Genomic DNA, 16,816 nt, shown 5'->3' on the forward strand with positions numbered 1-16,816 from the left:
CACACCGCGCTTCTGGATACATACCTCCCCTCAAATCTAACAACTCATGTATCCACCCGACGCTCTTGGATACACGTCTCCGCCCAAATCCACCAACTCATGTATCCACCCAACGTTCCTGGATACACATCTCCCCTCAAATCTATCAACTCATGTACCCACACCACGCTCCCGGATACACATCTCTACCAAAAAACCTCAACTCATGTACCCACACCGCGCTCCTGGATACACATCTCCCCTCAAATCTATCAACTCATGTATCCACCCGACGCTTCTGTATACACATCTCCCCTCAAATCTATCAACTCATGTATCCACCCGACGCCCCTGGATACATATCTCCTCTCAAATCTATCAACTCATGTACCCACCTCACCCTCTTGGATACACATCTCCTCCCAAATCTATCAACTCAGTATCCACCCGACGCTCTTGGATACACGTTTCCTCTCAAATCTATCAACTCATGTACCCACCCGACGCTCCTAGATACACATCTCAGCACAAAAACCACAACTCATGTACCCACCTCACCCTCTTGGATACATATCTCCTCTCAAATCCACCAACTCATGTACCCACCCGACGCTCTCTTGGATACACGTCTCCACCAAAAAACCACAACTCATGCACCCACCAACCCGGAGCGAATCCCCTTCATCTTTCAGTAACACCATTTTCAACGAACCTCTCCTCCAAACTACCTAAAAAAATAAGAACTCACCCCATGCCCCTGCTGCTGGCAATTACCCTTTAAAACCTTTCGAATCGTTCGCTTGTCTTTAAAAATCCCACACCAATCAAACAGTCTATTAGTTGTTAATTTTTCAGAAGGAAACAGCAATCGAAACTCTTCCATACTTCTCAAAACAGCTTGCTCCGTACTTTCTTGCAGCTGGCAGGATTCACAATAAAAGGAAGTGTATATTGGCGGGCTGTAAAACTTGAGGCATCCGGGACAGGCAATGCCCTTTTGAAGGGTTTGATAGTCGTAGTGCGGGAGGTTGGAATAAGTCGATTCATTGATATGGAGCGAAAGAAGGGTCTGTGCCAGCTTCATGTCGGAAGGGGTAATTTTTACAGGTTCGTTATTCAGCTTTTCTATAAAGCGGTTAAGCTGGGCGGGATATACAATGGGAAGGCCTGACGGGATGTCGTATAGGTGAAATTCTGGATTGATGAAAATGAGGTGGGATTCTACGGTATGGCGGAAGCCTTTTTCGCGGAGTAATTGAGTCAGCAGCGCATCTGTTCGTTGAACTTGCAGGAGTGGATTTTTCACTATGATATTGTTGGGGGAGAACCACTTGTTTTCTTTTATAATGTAATCGCCCTCAAAGTTTTTGACTTCAAAAATATGAAGCTTATTCGAGGCGATGGCCATGGAGTCAATTTGATACTCGTTATTATTTTGCTTCAATGTTACATCATTTAAGAATGCCATTTTTTCTCTGAGAGGTTCGGTCAGCTTATCAAAGGCGAGTTCTCCTTCGAATCCTTTTTCCTTGTAATCGAGGTAATTCTTCTCCTCATTCGTAAAGTGCAGCCTTGGTTTCAACCCTCTTAGCATCAATAATTCTTGAGATGGTTCTCGATCTTTGATTAACAAATACATCACTCCTTTTAAGCCAATTTTACCCATATTCCTTGTCAGAGTCTACTTATTTTCTCTATAACTTTGCGTTTATTCACCAAAAAGAATGAATTTACACTAACGAAACAAAACTGCCTCCTCAGTCTTGAATAAATTGGTACATCAGCAGAATAAGAGGAAGTTAATTACAATCTTTGGTGAACAGGCTTTCACTGAGTAAATGGGAGAAAAAACTTGTCCCTGGTCCCTAAAAACAAAAAACACCCCAAAACCTTCGAAAAGGCGTGGGGTGTCACTGTTCCTACTTCATATCAAACCAGCCATTATTCACAGTCTGCTTATACCAGTAATAGCTGTCTTTTTTCGTTCTCTTTAATGTATGAAAGTCAATGTGGATTAATCCAAAGCGTTTATCATAGCCTTCTGCCCACTCAAAGTTGTCAAGAAGAGACCATGTTAAGTACCCTTTGATATTCACTCCCGACTCAATGCTGCGCTGCAGGGATGTCAGGTGTTGTTTCAGATACTGGATTCTTCTAGTATCCTTGACGCGGCCGTCTTCAACTCCATCATTATAGCAAGCTCCATTTTCTGTGATATAAATCGGAACATCGCCATACTGATCTTTTATCTTGCATAGAACTTTGTAGAATCCTTCAGGATAGATGTTCCAGCCTATATCCGTTTTTTCATAACCGATATCTACTTTTTCTACATCAAATAGTTCGTGATCCTTCTTATACCTTGCGACACTTCCGGTATAGTAGTTGATGCCAAGGAAGTCGATTTTCTGATTGATTGTTTCCATATCTCCCTCTTCGATCTTAAGGGTAACGCCTTTTTGCTTGAACCATTCCAGCATAAACTCAGGGTAGCTTCCCTTGAAAATTGGATCGAAGAACCATTCGATAAACCATCCGGTAGCTCTGTTAGAGGCATCGATGTCTTCCTGTTTGTCACTGAAAGGTTCATTCCATTCAGTATTAGGAGCATAACCGATTCCGCCCTCTACTCCAGATTCTCTGAATCGGGAAACCGCTTTCCCATGTGCCAGCATTAAGTGATGAGAAATGGTGGTTGCCAACTGAAGGTCCTGATATCCAGGGGCATGCACTCCAATGAAATTGGATAGGAATGATACACACCAAGGTTCATTGATGGTCAGCCAATTTTTGATTTTTCCGCTGAATTCCTTGAACATGAATGCTGCATAATCAGCAAACGCCTCCACCGTTTCTCTGTTTTCCCAGCCGCCCTTATCTTGAAGAGCCTGCGGCAGATCCCAGTGATACAGTGTACACATCGGTTCAATTCCGTTTGACAGCAGTGAATCTATGAAATTATGATAATATTGAACACCTTCTTGATTAACTTCGCCTGTTCCCTCAGGAAATATCCGCGGCCAGGATACTGAAAAGCGGTATGTGTCTATACCCAGTTCTTTCATTAATTCTATGTCTTCCTCATAGCGGTGATAGCTGTCACAAGCGACATCACCGTTATCTCCATTTACGACGTTCCCAGGCGTATGGGAAAATGTATCCCAAATCGAAAGACCTCTTCCGCCTTCAAACGCAGCTCCCTCAATTTGATAAGCCGCCGTTGCAGCTCCCCATTTCATATCTTTTGGAAATTCAATAATAGCCATTTAAGTGCCTCCCTATCTTGTTGTTATGCCAACACGAATTTGTGTACTTATATTCTATTTAAAGAGCAGCTGCAGGTGTTATTACTCCAACGTTCACCTGGCCTGCAGTCCCAAAGGGATTTGCTCCTTTTGTCCCAATCAAGGCTGCAAAATTACACTAGTGCAAAAAACCTCTATTTTTCTAAAAGAAATTCTATTATTTTCAAATGGATTTCCCTCCGCAAGATTCCCTGACAATTAATTCGGAATCAATAAAAACCGGCTTCAATTCACATTCACTATTGATTAAATCATTCAGCATATGCGCAGCCAGCTTGCCAAGCTTTTCTTTATCCTGCCTGACCGTCGAAAGCTTTGGATCACTATAGCGGCAGGCATCGATATCATCACACCCAATTAAACGGATATCTTCCGGCATTCTGAGTCCAGCTTCCTTCATAGCCCTCATCGCTCCGAATGCCATCATGTCTGAAGCTGCATAAACAGCCTGCGGAAGGTGAGTTTCCTGCAATATTTTCTTCATTGCAGAAAACCCGCTCTCTTCATGAAAATCTCCATATTGTATCCATTTTTCTTTCACATCAAGTCCAAATTGATTCATAGCGGTCAGGAATCCCTGCTCTCTCAGCTTGTTTATCGCTGAATCTTGATTACCGCCTATAAACCCAATTTCCCTGATGGAATTTAAGTACAGGTGCTCCACCACTTTTCTGGAGAGATTGATGTTATCGGTCATCACATAGCTGGACCGCGGACCCTTTATCTCAAGGTCAATGCCTATACAAGGGATATCGCTTTCCACCAACTCATAGATGGCATCCTCTATCTCTTCTCCCGTGATGATCAAACATCCATCTACATGGAAGTGGCGGCATCTTGCTAAGTAGCTTCCATTGTCTTGGTGAAAATGTTCATTGGAGAACATTAATATGTCATACCCTAATAAACCAATCGTTTTTTTGAATGATGTTACGACCTCCATGAAAAAAGGGTGGGTGAATTCGACATTAATTCGTCCAGCATAGATAACACCAATAAGATTTGACTTTTTGGTAGCTAGTGACTTTGCAGAAAAGTTAGGCTGATAACCCGTTTCGGCAATTATTTTCAATACCTTCTTCTTGGTTGCTTCACTTATGCTGCCGGTATTATTTATAATTTTTGATACGGTGCCTGGAGAGACTCCTGCCAGCAGCGCTATATCTTTTATGGTTAAATTCATTTTCATCCCTCAATCGCCATTTGGTAGGATTCACTCCCTTTAGGTTACTAATAAAAGGTAGATGAATCAATTGCGTCATCACAATTCAGGGAAATCTAATCATTTAACTGAACCTTCTGTGATACTCGATATGAAAAGTCTGTTGAAGAACAAGAAAACCACCAGCAATGGTACAGTTGCCCAGAACACTCCGGATAAGATCATTCCAAAGTCTATATTGAATGTATTGCTCAAGTTAGCCAACGCAACTTGAATCGTGTAATTCTCTGGATCTCTTAAAACGGTAAACTGCCATAAAAACTCTCCCCATATAGCAGTAAAAACAATGATCCCGAGCGTGGCAAATGCCGGAAGAATAATCGGCAGCACGATGCTTCGGTAAATTCTAAAGTTTGAGCATCCATCAAGCTTGGCCGCTTCTATCAATTCGTCCGGTACAGATTCACTGACATATTGCCTCATCAGGAAGATCCCCAGCGGATTTAAGAAGAACACCACCATGACACCAGCCAATGTATCTAACAAACCCGCTTTCGAGATTAGAAAGTACTGCGGGATCAAACCCAGCTGCGGAGGTATGATCATCGTCAGCAGGATGGCATAAAATAGAATATTTTTACCCGGAAATTTAAACTTAGCGAACGCAAATCCCGCGAGCGAACTAATAATCAGTACAACCAGCGTAACGACAGTACAAATAACGAACGAATTCCAAATGGCATGGAAGAAATCGATCTGAGCGAGTACCTTTTGAAAATTGCTGACCAGCATGCTGCCTGGTGTGATGGTCGGCGGAATCGAATTGTAAGCTGAACTTGGTGATGTAGCCATAACAAACATCCAGTAAAACGGAAACAAGGAAAAGAGAGAAGCCAGTGACAAAAATGTATAGATTACTATATTGCTAAAGGTAAACTTTTTCTTTCTCACATCTTTTTTCATCCTCTGACTCCCTTCTTCTTCCTGCCATATCCCGAAGTAAGCATGGTGTTTATGGCAGCAAAAATAATGATGATAAACAACAGAATAACGGCAGTTGCTGAAGCTGTACCAAATGATTGCAGCGTAAAGGCATCACGATATAAATACATCACGATAGTCAATGCTTCATCTCTTGCAAATGCCCCCGCTCCGAGAAAGACCGTCGGTTCAGAGAAGAGCTGCAGTGCACCTACAGTCGAGAAAAACACGGTCAGAATGATAAATGGCTTCAAGAGCGGCATCGTTATATAAATCAGCTGCTGCATCTTATTCGCTCCATCTATGGTAGCGGCTTCATATAAGTCGTTGGAAATGCTTTGGATTCCTGCCAAATAAATAATTGTGTTATAGCCTATCCATCTCCAAAAGACCATTATGGAAATTGCGATTTTTGTACCCCACTCGGATGATGACCAGTTAACAGGGTCAAAACCAAATACCCCCAATACATAGTTAGCCAGCGAGGATTCATGGTTACTGAATAGCACACTAAAAATCAGGGCTACTGCGACCATAGAGGTTATATATGGCATAAAAATCGTTATTCTGAAAAAAGCTTTGAATCGAAGAAACGTCAAATTTAATAAAAACGCCAAAATAATTCCTACTATTATTTGAGGTGCTGTCCCCATCAATCCAATAACAATCGTGTTATAGACTGACTTCCAGAAAAGAGGATCGGTCAAGACAATTTTAAAATTATCCAAACCGGCAAAAGTCATTGGACTTAATCCATTCCATTTTTGGAAGGCCAAATAAATACTGAAAACCGCAGGGTACAGCCCTATAATGCCAAATATAATAAAGAAAGGAGCTATATATAGATAGCCAGAGATCATATCTTTCTTCGCTTCAGATAAGTATTTCTTATCCTTGATGTTTTGTGCCTTGCCGTTTAAAGTGTCCATATTCCCCCACTCCCGCTTATGTAGTAGGGTATGGATGCCAAATAGGCCGCCATACCCACATTCACTCCATTATCTGCTCATTAAATCTTTAGCACGCTTCACTGCTGCTTGCCATTCCTCTTCAGGATCGCCGCCATTCCGGACGTTATCAAGCGCATTCATAATCTCCTGTTGTACTGGGAAATACTTAACTCCTTTAAATACAGAGCCCTCAATATCCTGAGCTGCTTGAGCAAAAACAGTAGATGTTACTTGCCCGCCAAAGAATTCGTCCTCATTGGTTTTAAATTCTTCCATGTCATATACAGATGTAGCAGACGGGAATAATCCTTTACTTTGGAAAGACTTCAACTGATTCTCAGGAGATACCAGCCATTCTACAAAGTCATATGCTTCCTGAGGGTGATCTGTCTCACTTGGGATTGAAATGTAGGAACCTCCCCAGTTCGCTGCAAATTCAGTCGGCAAAGTCGCTACTCTCCATTTCCCTACAGCGTCAGGTGCATTGCCTTCCATCCAGCCTTTTAACCAACCTGCACCCAATTCAGCAGCAAACTCGCCAGTATTCACACCATTTGCCCATTCAGGTGTCCACATATCCAACTTGCCCACAATTCCTGCCTCATATAATTCGACAGCATAGTCATATGCTTTCTTTGCAGCATTTCCGCTTTCTTCTATAAGTAGTTCTCCTTCAGGATTCAAGTAAGTTTCAGGTGAAGCATCAATGTAAGCACGATACGCCATTTCCATACTATCCACAAAAGGTTTTCCAGTAGCCTCTTTTAATTTAATTCCTGCTTCCTTAAAGGCTTCAGGAGAATTTATTAGTGCTGATACTTCTTCTGGGTCTGTAGGCAGTCCAGCTTCCTCGAACAGATCTACACGGTAGTACAATGCTTTCGGTCCGATATCTGTTGGCAGTCCATACAAGAAATCACCTGATTGGTCTTCCCCTGTATTCCATTTCCATTCCAGGTACTGATCCTGAACATCTTTAGCTCCAAGATCATAAAGGTTTTCGAAACGATCCTGTGCTTCTTTAAACTTATCTAATTGATCAACTTCAAGAGCTGCAATATCAGGAGCTCCGTTACCTGCAGCTAGAGCTGTGAATAACCCATTGTGGTGTTCCTCAGTTTCAGTTGTCCTGAATTTAATATCTACATTTGGATTTTCCGCTTCATATTCTTCTACTAGTTCTTCATAGTTTGTTGCTCCGAAGGCCCAGAAATCGAGCGTAACTTTCTCCCCGCCATCACTACCTGCCTCGTCATTCCCGTTGCACGCAGCAAGTGAAAGTGCAAGCATTGATGACATACCAATCCCCATTAGTTTTTTCATGTTTCTCATGTGAAACTCCCCCTTTTATTCGTTCCTCAAAATTGTAAACCAATTTAGGAAACCGGTTTCCTAAACAGATAAAAAAATATATCCGAAAGACATTTGGAAACGCTTTCTAACTGGATTATATCCTTATTTATTCCAAATAGCAATAGTTTTTTATAAAAAAAAGAAACCGCTTTCCTTCTTGGTGCAAAAGGACAGCCCTTGGCCGCCAGGGGGGGCGGGTCTTGCTGCCATTTCTTCATGCACCAAGAGAACCTTCCCCCTGTCCTGCCTACCACCCCGACCAATATTTATCTATTTCGCTGGTCTGGATATCATAAAGGTCCCTTCCATCAAGGTAGAACTCCTCGCCGCATTGGCTGTTTGTCACTTGAAAGGTGTTATACTGCAGCGGTTCACTTCCACTCTCATAACTGGCACCCCCACCACTGTTATGGATACAGTAGCGGTCAACTTCTGTTCTATTTCCAAATTCATCTTCGTAATAAAAGCGATCGGTGACCGTTCCAGAACTGGCTTCGGTGGAAGTTTGATAGACTCCATACTTCTCCATGTTCGTTCCCTCTAAAGAAGGCAGGATTTCTATATTAATCGGCACAACTGCAAACTCACCTTCTGTTTTAAGAGGCGGTTTACCCGGCACATTATAATAGACCGCAATCGAGCCCTCGAAGCCTTCCGGAATAAGATAAATGGTATTGGTTTCTTCTTCCGTCAGCTCCCCATGCACATTCATTCCTATAAGGGCCAGGACAACAAAGCCAAGGACTGCCCCTCCCTTTATTAGCAGTCCCCGCCTTTGCTTACCTGCCTGACCTCTGTTCTTCTGCCACTCATCCAGACCAAAAAACAAAGCAGCGCATATCACTGCAAATAAAGCAAAGCCCTCAATGACAAAAACCGTGGCAAACCCTAGTAAAATATGTACTCCTGCTGCCACAAAAAACCTTCCCTTATCAAGCCTTTTCGTAAGAAAATCCGAGATAAGCGATACGGGAATGCCATACAAAAAATTCCCTGCCATTGCATATAGTAAAACAATAAATGAGAACCAAATGCCCCCCTCTTCCAAGAGACCCGGAATAAAGAAGAAACTAAATATAATCAAACTGGAATATGTGGCCGGCTTTAATTTTTCAAACATACTGATATCCCCTTGAATTAGATATGTGAATTATTTCACATATAATTATAACACTTTTGATTTCTTTATAAAAATACTCCTCCCCTTGGACGGAGGGACAGGTCCCTCGTCCCACTCCCATTTAACACATAGAAAATAGAGAGGCATGTCGCTATGACATGCCTCTCTATTTTCTATGTGACTCTCAGCTCTGTATATTGTATAAAAATGGTGGGACACGGAACCTGTCCCTATGTCCCTCGCTATGTCCCGTCAGACTCCTAAAAACTTCACACAGACCGGTTCCGGCACCTTAACCCCTGCCTGGAGCAAGCTTAACCTTCCTGTTGCTTCATCCCTGCTAAACAAAGTACAGGTATTGGATTTTTGATTGGTGACGAGGAGAAATTTTTCAGAAGGATCTAGTACAAAGTCCCTTGGCCAATTTCCTTCTGTTGAAGTCCATTCGATAAAGGTTAAAAATCCTGATTCCTGGTCGACTTGAAATACGGCGATACTATTATGACCGCGATTGCCGGAATACAGATACTTTCCATCCGTGGAAATATGAATGGCACTTGCATCATTCGTTTCAGCAAAGTCTTCTGGGAGGGTTGAAATATACTGCTGTTCGGTAAAACTGCCGTCTTTCTCATCGTAATGGAGCGTAATGACTTCTGAGCTTAGCTCCGTCATAACATAGGCAAACTTCCCATTTGGATGAAACGTTATATGCCTAGGTCCACTTCCAGGTGTAACCTTATGAACGTGGACTTCTTTTAAATTTCCATTATCTGTTGCATAGGTAATGATACGATCACTCCCCAGGTCAACCGCAATGATATATTGGTTATCAGGAGTAAATCCGGCAAAATGCATGTGAGGTTTTTCCTGACGTGCATGTGGACCGGAGCCTTCATGCTCGATAACCGAAACTACGGGCTTTAATGACCCATCTTCATTTGTTAAATAGGACTCAATTTTGGTGGTATGGTAGTTTGCCGTGACGACCTGGCTGTTTGTTGAGTCAACGCTCACATGACATGGAGCAGATCCCTGCGAAGCTTGGTTATTTAGTTTTGCTAATTCTCCAGTTTCAGGTTGGATGGCAAATGCAGTAATCCCCCCGTACTCGCCTTCTTTGGAAACTGCATATAAGTTCTTGTGATCCTCGCTTATTGTTAAGTATGTAGGGTTGTCTAACGCAGCAGCCAGTTTTACTTCGGTAATCTCTTTCTTCTCTGTATCAAGAGTAAACTGATAGACTCCTTCACTTTCCTCTTTTGTATACGTTCCAAAATATCCAATATATCTCGACATAGTCAATCTCCTTTTTGTGTGGATTGTCTCTATATTTTGTTTTTAAATGCAGTGGGGGGACAGTCCCTAAGGTTATCCATATCCGCTTTAAAAACAATACCACCCGATTTTCGCAACACTTCATATACCTTCATTACCAGTGGGTGTAATGAAGGTATAACACTTCCCCTAATCCTTTTATTGAACTAACTGTTAGAACACTGTCAATTCATAATATAACAGATTATTACTCGTTTGACTGTTTAGCGTAATTTTATCCTCTTCGACATATAATATAATCTTTTGGCAACCACTTGGTCCATTTTCAACGTGGGGAAGAGGGACAGGTCCCTCGTCCCACTCCCCTTAACCCCAAAATGGTGGGACACGGAACCTGTCCCTTTGTCCCTCGTCTCTCAGACAAACGGATTCCTACTATTCTATTGGGTTTCATATAATGAGTTTTTATGTTTGTAGCAGGTAGCGATGCTTTTTATAGAGTTGGTTTTAGACTATGAAGACGCAGTTTTCAGCCAAACACTCATTACGATCACTAGATTCGATCAATTACACTTTTCGAAATCCCGGTGACTCTGGAGATTTGCCGAAGGGATACCCCCTTTAATTTTTTACCTTACCCAATACAGCATTCCGGTCGTCCCTGTTCATCTGCTGGAGCATACTGCTGCTTAGGACTCCAACCGTACGAAGATATTCCCTGACCTGCTCGTCGGAAAGCCTTACTTTCTCGTTTATATCCAGGCATTGATCGTTGTTATGTTTCTGCATATAATCGATAAACCGTTTCCTGGCCAACTGCCGGTCTGAAGAAAACAGATTCAATCCTCTATCAATCTCCACAAGCTTCACTTTCCTCACATACTCACGAATGCTGGTCCACTTGCTGTCCCAAACACTCCTTACCAATCCTGCCTTAAGCGGATTTTGGTGAATATATCTCAGAACCGTAATGAAGTAGGCGTCACTCTCGACATTCTCACTATTAAACCTCTCCTGGAATAAATGCCCGCACCTTTGATACTTCACGTTGTACCAATACACATAACTGGAGCTAAGCCTCTTCATAAAGTCTGAAATACTCTCCTTTGTTTCCTTCACCAGCAGATGGACATGGTTATCCATCAAACAGAAGGCATACAACTCAACGGAGCTGACTTTCATGAACCTGGCAAGTTTCTGAAGTAACACCATCTTATCTTCCTCATCTTCAAATATTGTCTGGCGGTTAATGCCTCTGAAGACAATATGATAAACACCTGTGCTGCTTTTCTCTCGGGATTTCCTTGGCAAATGAGCATCACCTCTTTATTCACTTGATAAGTTGTTAGAAAAAGTTAATGGGGTATTTGAAATGAGATTGAAGGAGGCAAGAAAAAGATGCTTTCAGTCGGGGAATAAGGTAGAAAGGGGAAACTACCACTCCTACTATTCCACAACTTTATCGCGAAATCCTTCTAGATAAAAAAATTCTCTGCAGAATCACCAATCGTCTGAGTGGTGCAGTCCAATAAGATCCTCCTTCTACCATTTGTGAAAAAATGGTGGGACACGGAACCTGTCCCTGTGTCCCTCCTACCACCCCGACCAGTACTTATCTATTTCACGGATTTGGGTATCATAACGATCCTTTCCACCCAAGTAGAAATCCTCGCCGCATTGGCTGCTAGTGACTTGAAAGGTACTGTACTGGATTTCTTCACTTCCATCATTAGAATAGGCACCCCCGAATCCTGGATGGATACAATATTGATCAACTTCTGTTCTATTTCCAGAATCATTGACGTAATAGAAGCGGTCCGTGACCGTTCCATAACTTGCTTCGGTTGAAGTTTGGTAAAGTCCATACTTCTCCATGCCGGTTCCCTCTAAAGGAGGCAGTTTTTCTATATTGATAGGCACAACTGAAAACTCACCTTCTTGTTTTAGAGGCGGTTGGTCCGGTACATTGTAATAAACCACAAACGGACCCTCAAAACCCTCTGGAATAAGGTAAATGGTATTGGTCTCTACTTCCGTCAGTTCCTCATGCCCCATCATTCCTATTATGACCACGGCAACAAAAGCAAGGACCACTCCCCCCTTTAACGCCAGTCCCCGTATTTGCTTATTTCCCCGGCGTCTGCCCTTCTCCCACTCATCCAGCAAAAAGAATAAAGCGGCGCATACCACCGCGAAGAACGCTAATCCATCAATGAATATGATCGTGACAGCTCCAAAGAAAATATGTATTCCGGCAGCTGCCAAAAATCTTCCCTTATCCAGCTTTCTCGTAAGCAGATCCGAAATAAGCGATACCGGGATACCAAATAAAAAGTTCCCTGCGGCTGCATAAAATAAAACAATAAATGAGAACCATACGGCTCCCTCTTCAAAGAGACTCGGAATAAAGAAGAAGCTAAAAATAATCAGAGTGGAGTATAAGGCTGGCTTTAATTTTTCAAGCATTCTGACATCCCCTTTAAACTCTATGTGAATAATTTCACATATCATTATAACACTTTTATTCTATTTGTAAAAATACTCCAACCCTGTTTTTTTAGCAATATGAGAAGGTTCTTGATCTAATCAACCGTTTGATTAATTACTGCTCTCCATATAACCACTAGTTGGTGCCTCCCAAGAATGAATTTCTGTATTATAATGGTCTTTAATAGAGAGTGATATTTGAAAAGTACTTACTCATTCAGCTTGAAAAAAGGATGATGACTTATATACGCAATCAGAAAATTTTTAGCCGTATGGGGCACGACTTTTGCTTTAGGAGTTGGTTTACTCTTAATAAGCATTGTCCAAGCTCTATTAAGCGATTATGAATTAGGTGATGACATTGGCCTTTCAGCGATTGTGCTTCTTATTGCTTTAGCAGGGAACTTCATATATGCCTTGCCCGTTTCACTTGTTGCCGAGTTAATCGCTAAACGATTCAGGCCCTCAGTGTTTTGGAAGGTTTCATTTGTGATTCATCTTCTAGGTGCAGTGGCGTGCTTTTCTTTTTTAGGTGTTACTATATTTGGTTTCTTTGGCTTTATCTGTTGTTTGTTATTTTACTTTGTAGATTTCTTCTTATCTAAAATCCCGGCGTTACAGGAAGACAAATGATTTATAGGGACGGTTCTCATGCAGCTTTTCTAGCAGAAGAACCGTCCCTCTTTTTATCCTGAAAAAATATTAAAATATGCCTAAAAGAATATTTTTTATCGAAACCTGAAGAAAAAGCACTAAAAACCTCTATTATTGCACTAATCCGCCGCCAGGTCCGCTCATCATATAATATCTTCATATAGTATTATTTACCTGACACATAAGTCTGAACATCGAGGTCTAATATGAACACCGACGATAAAGTACTATATAAAGACAACGTTTACTATATATTTTGGATTTACCCCAGCGGATACCTGGAGATCCGGTCAGAAAAAGGCAAGACGGAGCTTGTAGAAAAGACGGAAATCCAATTACTGTAGGGACGAAGGGACAGGTCCCTCGTCCCGCTCACATTTACTTCATATCATAAAAGAGAGCCATGTCACTGTGACATGGCTCTCTTTTATGAATATGACTCGCTGAGCTAGGTGGGACACGGAACCTGTCCCTCTTGTCCCTTCTTGTCCCTTCCCCCATTCCTGAAAAACTAAAAAATGAGATTGAGTGAGATTCACTTAGATAATAACCCTAATTATTATAAATCCGGCACTTTCCCTCCCTTTGAGTAGTCAGAATTATCTAACATCTACTATATCTTTTCCGAACAAAATCAACTAAACTACTCTTAATCGCGCGGGTTACTGAATTACTAGTTTTGAAAATTCAACCATAAAAGGAGCTTGACACTCTATGTCAAAAAAATTATTATCGATTGCTCTTGGTACTTCACTGGTATTTGGTGCTGCCCTTCCATCTGCTTTTGCAGGATCCATCTCTGATCATTCTGCGGCAAAGAGTGAAGCAGCAAAGACCATTATGGAGAAACAAAATGATAAGCCTAAATTTTACTCTGCGAAGCTTTCAAAGTCTGCTGTAAAAACGAAAAAAGAAGTTAAGAAACTATTAAAAGCGAATCAGGCTGTCCTGGGGATTGATCCTTCTGCAGAATTAACGCTGCTTGAGACCACGACGGATGACCTGGGCATGACTCATTATAAGTTCTCTCAATCTGTAAAAGGAATTCCTGTGGACGGTGCTATCTTCACTGTGCACACTGACAAAAACAAAGTGGTCACTAACGCATCCGGCCAAATCTATCCAGCTGCGTCTAAAAACCTGAAGAAGCAGAAAGCGGAGATCAGCAAAGACAAAGCTGTAAACCTTGCCTGGAGCCATATCGGCATCAGCGAGTCTGATACCATCCCTAAAGAAGAGGCAGCCCTTGACTTCCATAAAAAGAGTGATGTTAAGAATACCACAGTCAAAAAAGACTTGGTCGTTCATGAACAAAATGGAGAATTCACTCTCGCCTATAAGGTACAGCTTCAATTCATCGAGCCCTACGGTGCGAACTGGCAGGTATTTGTAGACGCGGCCAGCGGAGAGATCCTTGAAGCCTATAACGCCGTGACGGATGCCGCAACGACAGGATCAGGAACCGGGGTGCTGGGGGATTCCAAGCAGCTTAATACGTATTCCTCCAACGGCACTTACTATCTATATGATGTGACAAAACCAATGAATGGTGTCATCGAAACACGCACGGCCAACAATGGGACAAGCCTTCCAGGGTCCTACTCTGTTGACAGCAATAATGCCTGGACCGCTACTTCGCAACGAGCCGATGTGGATGCCCATGCCTATGCGAGCGCAGTGTATGACTATTACCTGAATACCCATAACCGAAACAGCTTTGACAATAATGGCGCCACTATCCGTTCCACGGTCCACTACGGATCCAAATACAATAATGCTTTCTGGAACGGATCCCAGATGGTCTATGGGGATGGCGATGGAACCACATTCCGATCGTTGTCAGGAGCCAAAGACGTGGTGGCCCACGAAATTACCCATGCTGTCACTGAAAGAACAGCAGGATTACAATATCAATACCAATCAGGAGCACTAAATGAGTCCTTCTCAGATGTATTCGGTTACTTTTTGGACCCAAATGATTATCTAATGGGCGAAGACGTCTATACGCCGAATATATCCGGAGACGCATTACGAAGCCTGTCCAACCCAGCCAAATACGGACAGCCGGAACACATGAGAGATTACGTCAACACCTCCGCAGATAACGGCGGCGTTCATACTAACTCCGGTATTCCGAACAAAGCAGCCTATAACACCATCGCAAGCATCGGCAAAGCCAAAGCCGAAAAAATCTATTACAGAGCTCTAACCGTCTACCTGACACCAACAAGCAATTTCAGCTACACACGTGCGGCCCTTCTGCAATCAGCAGCGGACCTTTACGGCAGCGGAACCACTACTTACAATGCGGTCAAAACGGCTTGGGATAATGTAGGGGTTTATTAAACAACAAAAGGGACAGAGGGACAGGTCCCTCGTCCCACATTTATCTCATAATACAAAAGAGAGGCATGTCGATATGGCATGTCTCTCTTTAATGATCTATCTATAGTAGAGCATCTTGGAGAAGTCTTAAATGGAAGAAAATAGTGGGACGGAGAGCTTGCTGCTGTGTCCCTGCTGGAAGGTGTTTGTTTTGAGGACATGTTAAGAACAAGTAGACATAGTTAGTAGTAATTGTAGTAGCAGAAGCTGACATCGCGAAGAAGTTCTTAATTTCTTTGTTTCACTATCCGGGTCAATCTCCCTTTCGTTCCGTACTGCTTTTTCCAGATATATTCCTGATCTAATTCTACGTTCTCCAATTTAGTAAGGAGCTCATTATGACGCTGTTCATTTTCAACCTTCATATTCCCAACCATAGAGATTAATTGTGAGAGCAGGTTTTCTATTCTTTCAATTCTTTCTTCCATTTTCAACACCTCCTTCTTTTACAAATATTATAGCAGTTTTAATTAATCTGGGAAAGGTCTATCACCGTACTAGCAGGGTGGTCTCAACCTGTCCCTTTGTCCCTGAACAACCACCAATAACATAGAATACCAAAGTGCATAACCAAGTTTCATTTTAGAGCTTTAACGGACCGGGGGCAGGCGTCCGATATGAAAAAAGCATCAGCACAAGGGTAGGCTCTGAAAAAGTCCGATAAAAATCTAAAAGACAGAATCGTTCATTTCTAAGAACGATTCTGTCTTTTTCTCGTGGGTATTGTTGGTTTCCGTTTAAGATGAACGTCTTCACTGGGCTTTATAGCGAAAGCGGCTTCTCATCTTCTTAAATCTTCTTAATTAAGTATTCAGCGGTAAAAATAAGGGGAGTTTTTCCCGTTAATTGTAATTTCTAAGCTCATATTGGAATAAATAGAGGGAATTTTTCCCCTTATTCGAGAAATTGCACCTATTTTCTAGTGTTTGAAGTTAAATAAGGGGAGTTTCTACCGCTATTTATGCTCTTTTTACATGCTTTTTAGTAAATAAGGGGAACTTTTCCCTCTATATTAATAGCCAAGGTGCTGAAACTGGCTGTTCATTACCGCTGATCACTATTCCAGATCCTTGAATCGGCATCTATCAAGGCCCGGCTGGCGAATGTTCCAAAAATCAGTAAAAGACCTAAAGCTAATGAGATAAAAAGAGCAACCCATTCA

Annotated in this window: 13 protein-coding genes; 2 read left to right on the top strand and 11 right to left on the bottom strand. The window is 42.1% G+C overall.

All coding sequences use genetic code 11. The annotated features are described in order from the left end of the window. Positions 1-703: 703 nt before the first annotated feature. The 10 genes from FZC78_RS07505 to FZC78_RS07550 all read right to left on the bottom strand — a co-directional run bounded on the left by FZC78_RS07505 (position 704) and on the right by FZC78_RS07550 (position 12,594). Positions 704-1,612, bottom strand: a complete 909-nt coding sequence (locus FZC78_RS07505; RefSeq protein ID WP_148939032.1) for a nuclease-related domain-containing protein — start codon at positions 1,610-1,612, stop codon at positions 704-706. A gap of 286 nt (positions 1,613-1,898) precedes the next feature. Further along, positions 1,899-3,245 (bottom strand): GH1 family beta-glucosidase, encoded by a 1,347-nt coding sequence (locus FZC78_RS07510; RefSeq protein WP_148939033.1) that lies wholly within the window; start codon positions 3,243-3,245, stop codon positions 1,899-1,901. Positions 3,246-3,447: 202 nt separating this feature from the next. Continuing rightward, on the bottom strand, positions 3,448-4,467 hold the full coding sequence (locus tag FZC78_RS07515) for a LacI family DNA-binding transcriptional regulator (protein WP_148939034.1): 1,020 nt from the start codon (positions 4,465-4,467) through the stop codon (positions 3,448-3,450). Positions 4,468-4,566: 99 nt separating this feature from the next. Beyond that, positions 4,567-5,409, bottom strand: a complete 843-nt coding sequence (locus FZC78_RS07520; RefSeq protein ID WP_148939035.1) for a carbohydrate ABC transporter permease — start codon at positions 5,407-5,409, stop codon at positions 4,567-4,569. Next, positions 5,406-6,356, bottom strand: a complete 951-nt coding sequence (locus FZC78_RS07525; protein ID WP_148939036.1) for a carbohydrate ABC transporter permease — start codon at positions 6,354-6,356, stop codon at positions 5,406-5,408. Before FZC78_RS07525 ends, FZC78_RS07520 begins: the two co-directional genes overlap by 4 nt. Before the next feature lie 69 nt (positions 6,357-6,425). After that, positions 6,426-7,709 (bottom strand): ABC transporter substrate-binding protein, encoded by a 1,284-nt coding sequence (locus tag FZC78_RS07530; protein ID WP_148939037.1) that lies wholly within the window; start codon positions 7,707-7,709, stop codon positions 6,426-6,428. Positions 7,710-7,977: 268 nt separating this feature from the next. Next, positions 7,978-8,850: a DUF6843 domain-containing protein gene (locus tag FZC78_RS07535; RefSeq protein ID WP_148939038.1), complete on the bottom strand. Its 873-nt coding sequence runs from the start codon at positions 8,848-8,850 to the stop codon at positions 7,978-7,980. Between the two features lie 252 nt (positions 8,851-9,102). After that, positions 9,103-10,149 carry a lactonase family protein gene (locus tag FZC78_RS07540; protein ID WP_148939039.1) on the bottom strand — a complete coding sequence of 349 codons (1,047 nt, stop codon included), beginning with the start codon at positions 10,147-10,149 and terminating at the stop codon, positions 9,103-9,105. A 600-nt stretch (positions 10,150-10,749) separates the two neighbouring features. Next, positions 10,750-11,439: a transposase gene (locus tag FZC78_RS07545; RefSeq protein WP_252183540.1), complete on the bottom strand. Its 690-nt coding sequence runs from the start codon at positions 11,437-11,439 to the stop codon at positions 10,750-10,752. 282 nt (positions 11,440-11,721) lie between these two features. Beyond that, positions 11,722-12,594 carry a DUF6843 domain-containing protein gene (locus FZC78_RS07550; protein ID WP_148939040.1) on the bottom strand — a complete coding sequence of 291 codons (873 nt, stop codon included), beginning with the start codon at positions 12,592-12,594 and terminating at the stop codon, positions 11,722-11,724. An 881-nt stretch (positions 12,595-13,475) separates the two neighbouring features. On the opposite strand from FZC78_RS07550, the gene FZC78_RS23555 reads away from it, so the two are divergent. Together FZC78_RS23555 and FZC78_RS07555 are read left to right on the top strand one after the other, a co-directional pair. Further along, the gene (locus FZC78_RS23555) at positions 13,476-13,613 is read left to right on the top strand and encodes a hypothetical protein (protein WP_187444841.1); all 138 of its coding nucleotides are present in this window, start codon (positions 13,476-13,478) and stop codon (positions 13,611-13,613) included. Between the two features lie 370 nt (positions 13,614-13,983). Then, complete coding sequence (locus FZC78_RS07555) at positions 13,984-15,615, top strand: M4 family metallopeptidase (RefSeq protein WP_148939041.1); 1,632 nt, start codon at positions 13,984-13,986, stop codon at positions 15,613-15,615. 266 nt (positions 15,616-15,881) lie between these two features. Here the strand turns inward: FZC78_RS07555 and FZC78_RS07560 are convergent, their stop codons facing one another. Then, entirely contained in the window at positions 15,882-16,082 is a 201-nt protein-coding gene (locus tag FZC78_RS07560; RefSeq protein ID WP_148939042.1) for a hypothetical protein, read from the bottom strand. Positions 16,083-16,816 lie beyond the last annotated feature (734 nt).

Origin of the sequence: Rossellomorea vietnamensis (genome assembly GCF_008180415.1) — a bacterium.
Lineage (GTDB): Bacteria > Bacillota > Bacilli > Bacillales > Bacillaceae_B > Rossellomorea > Rossellomorea vietnamensis_C.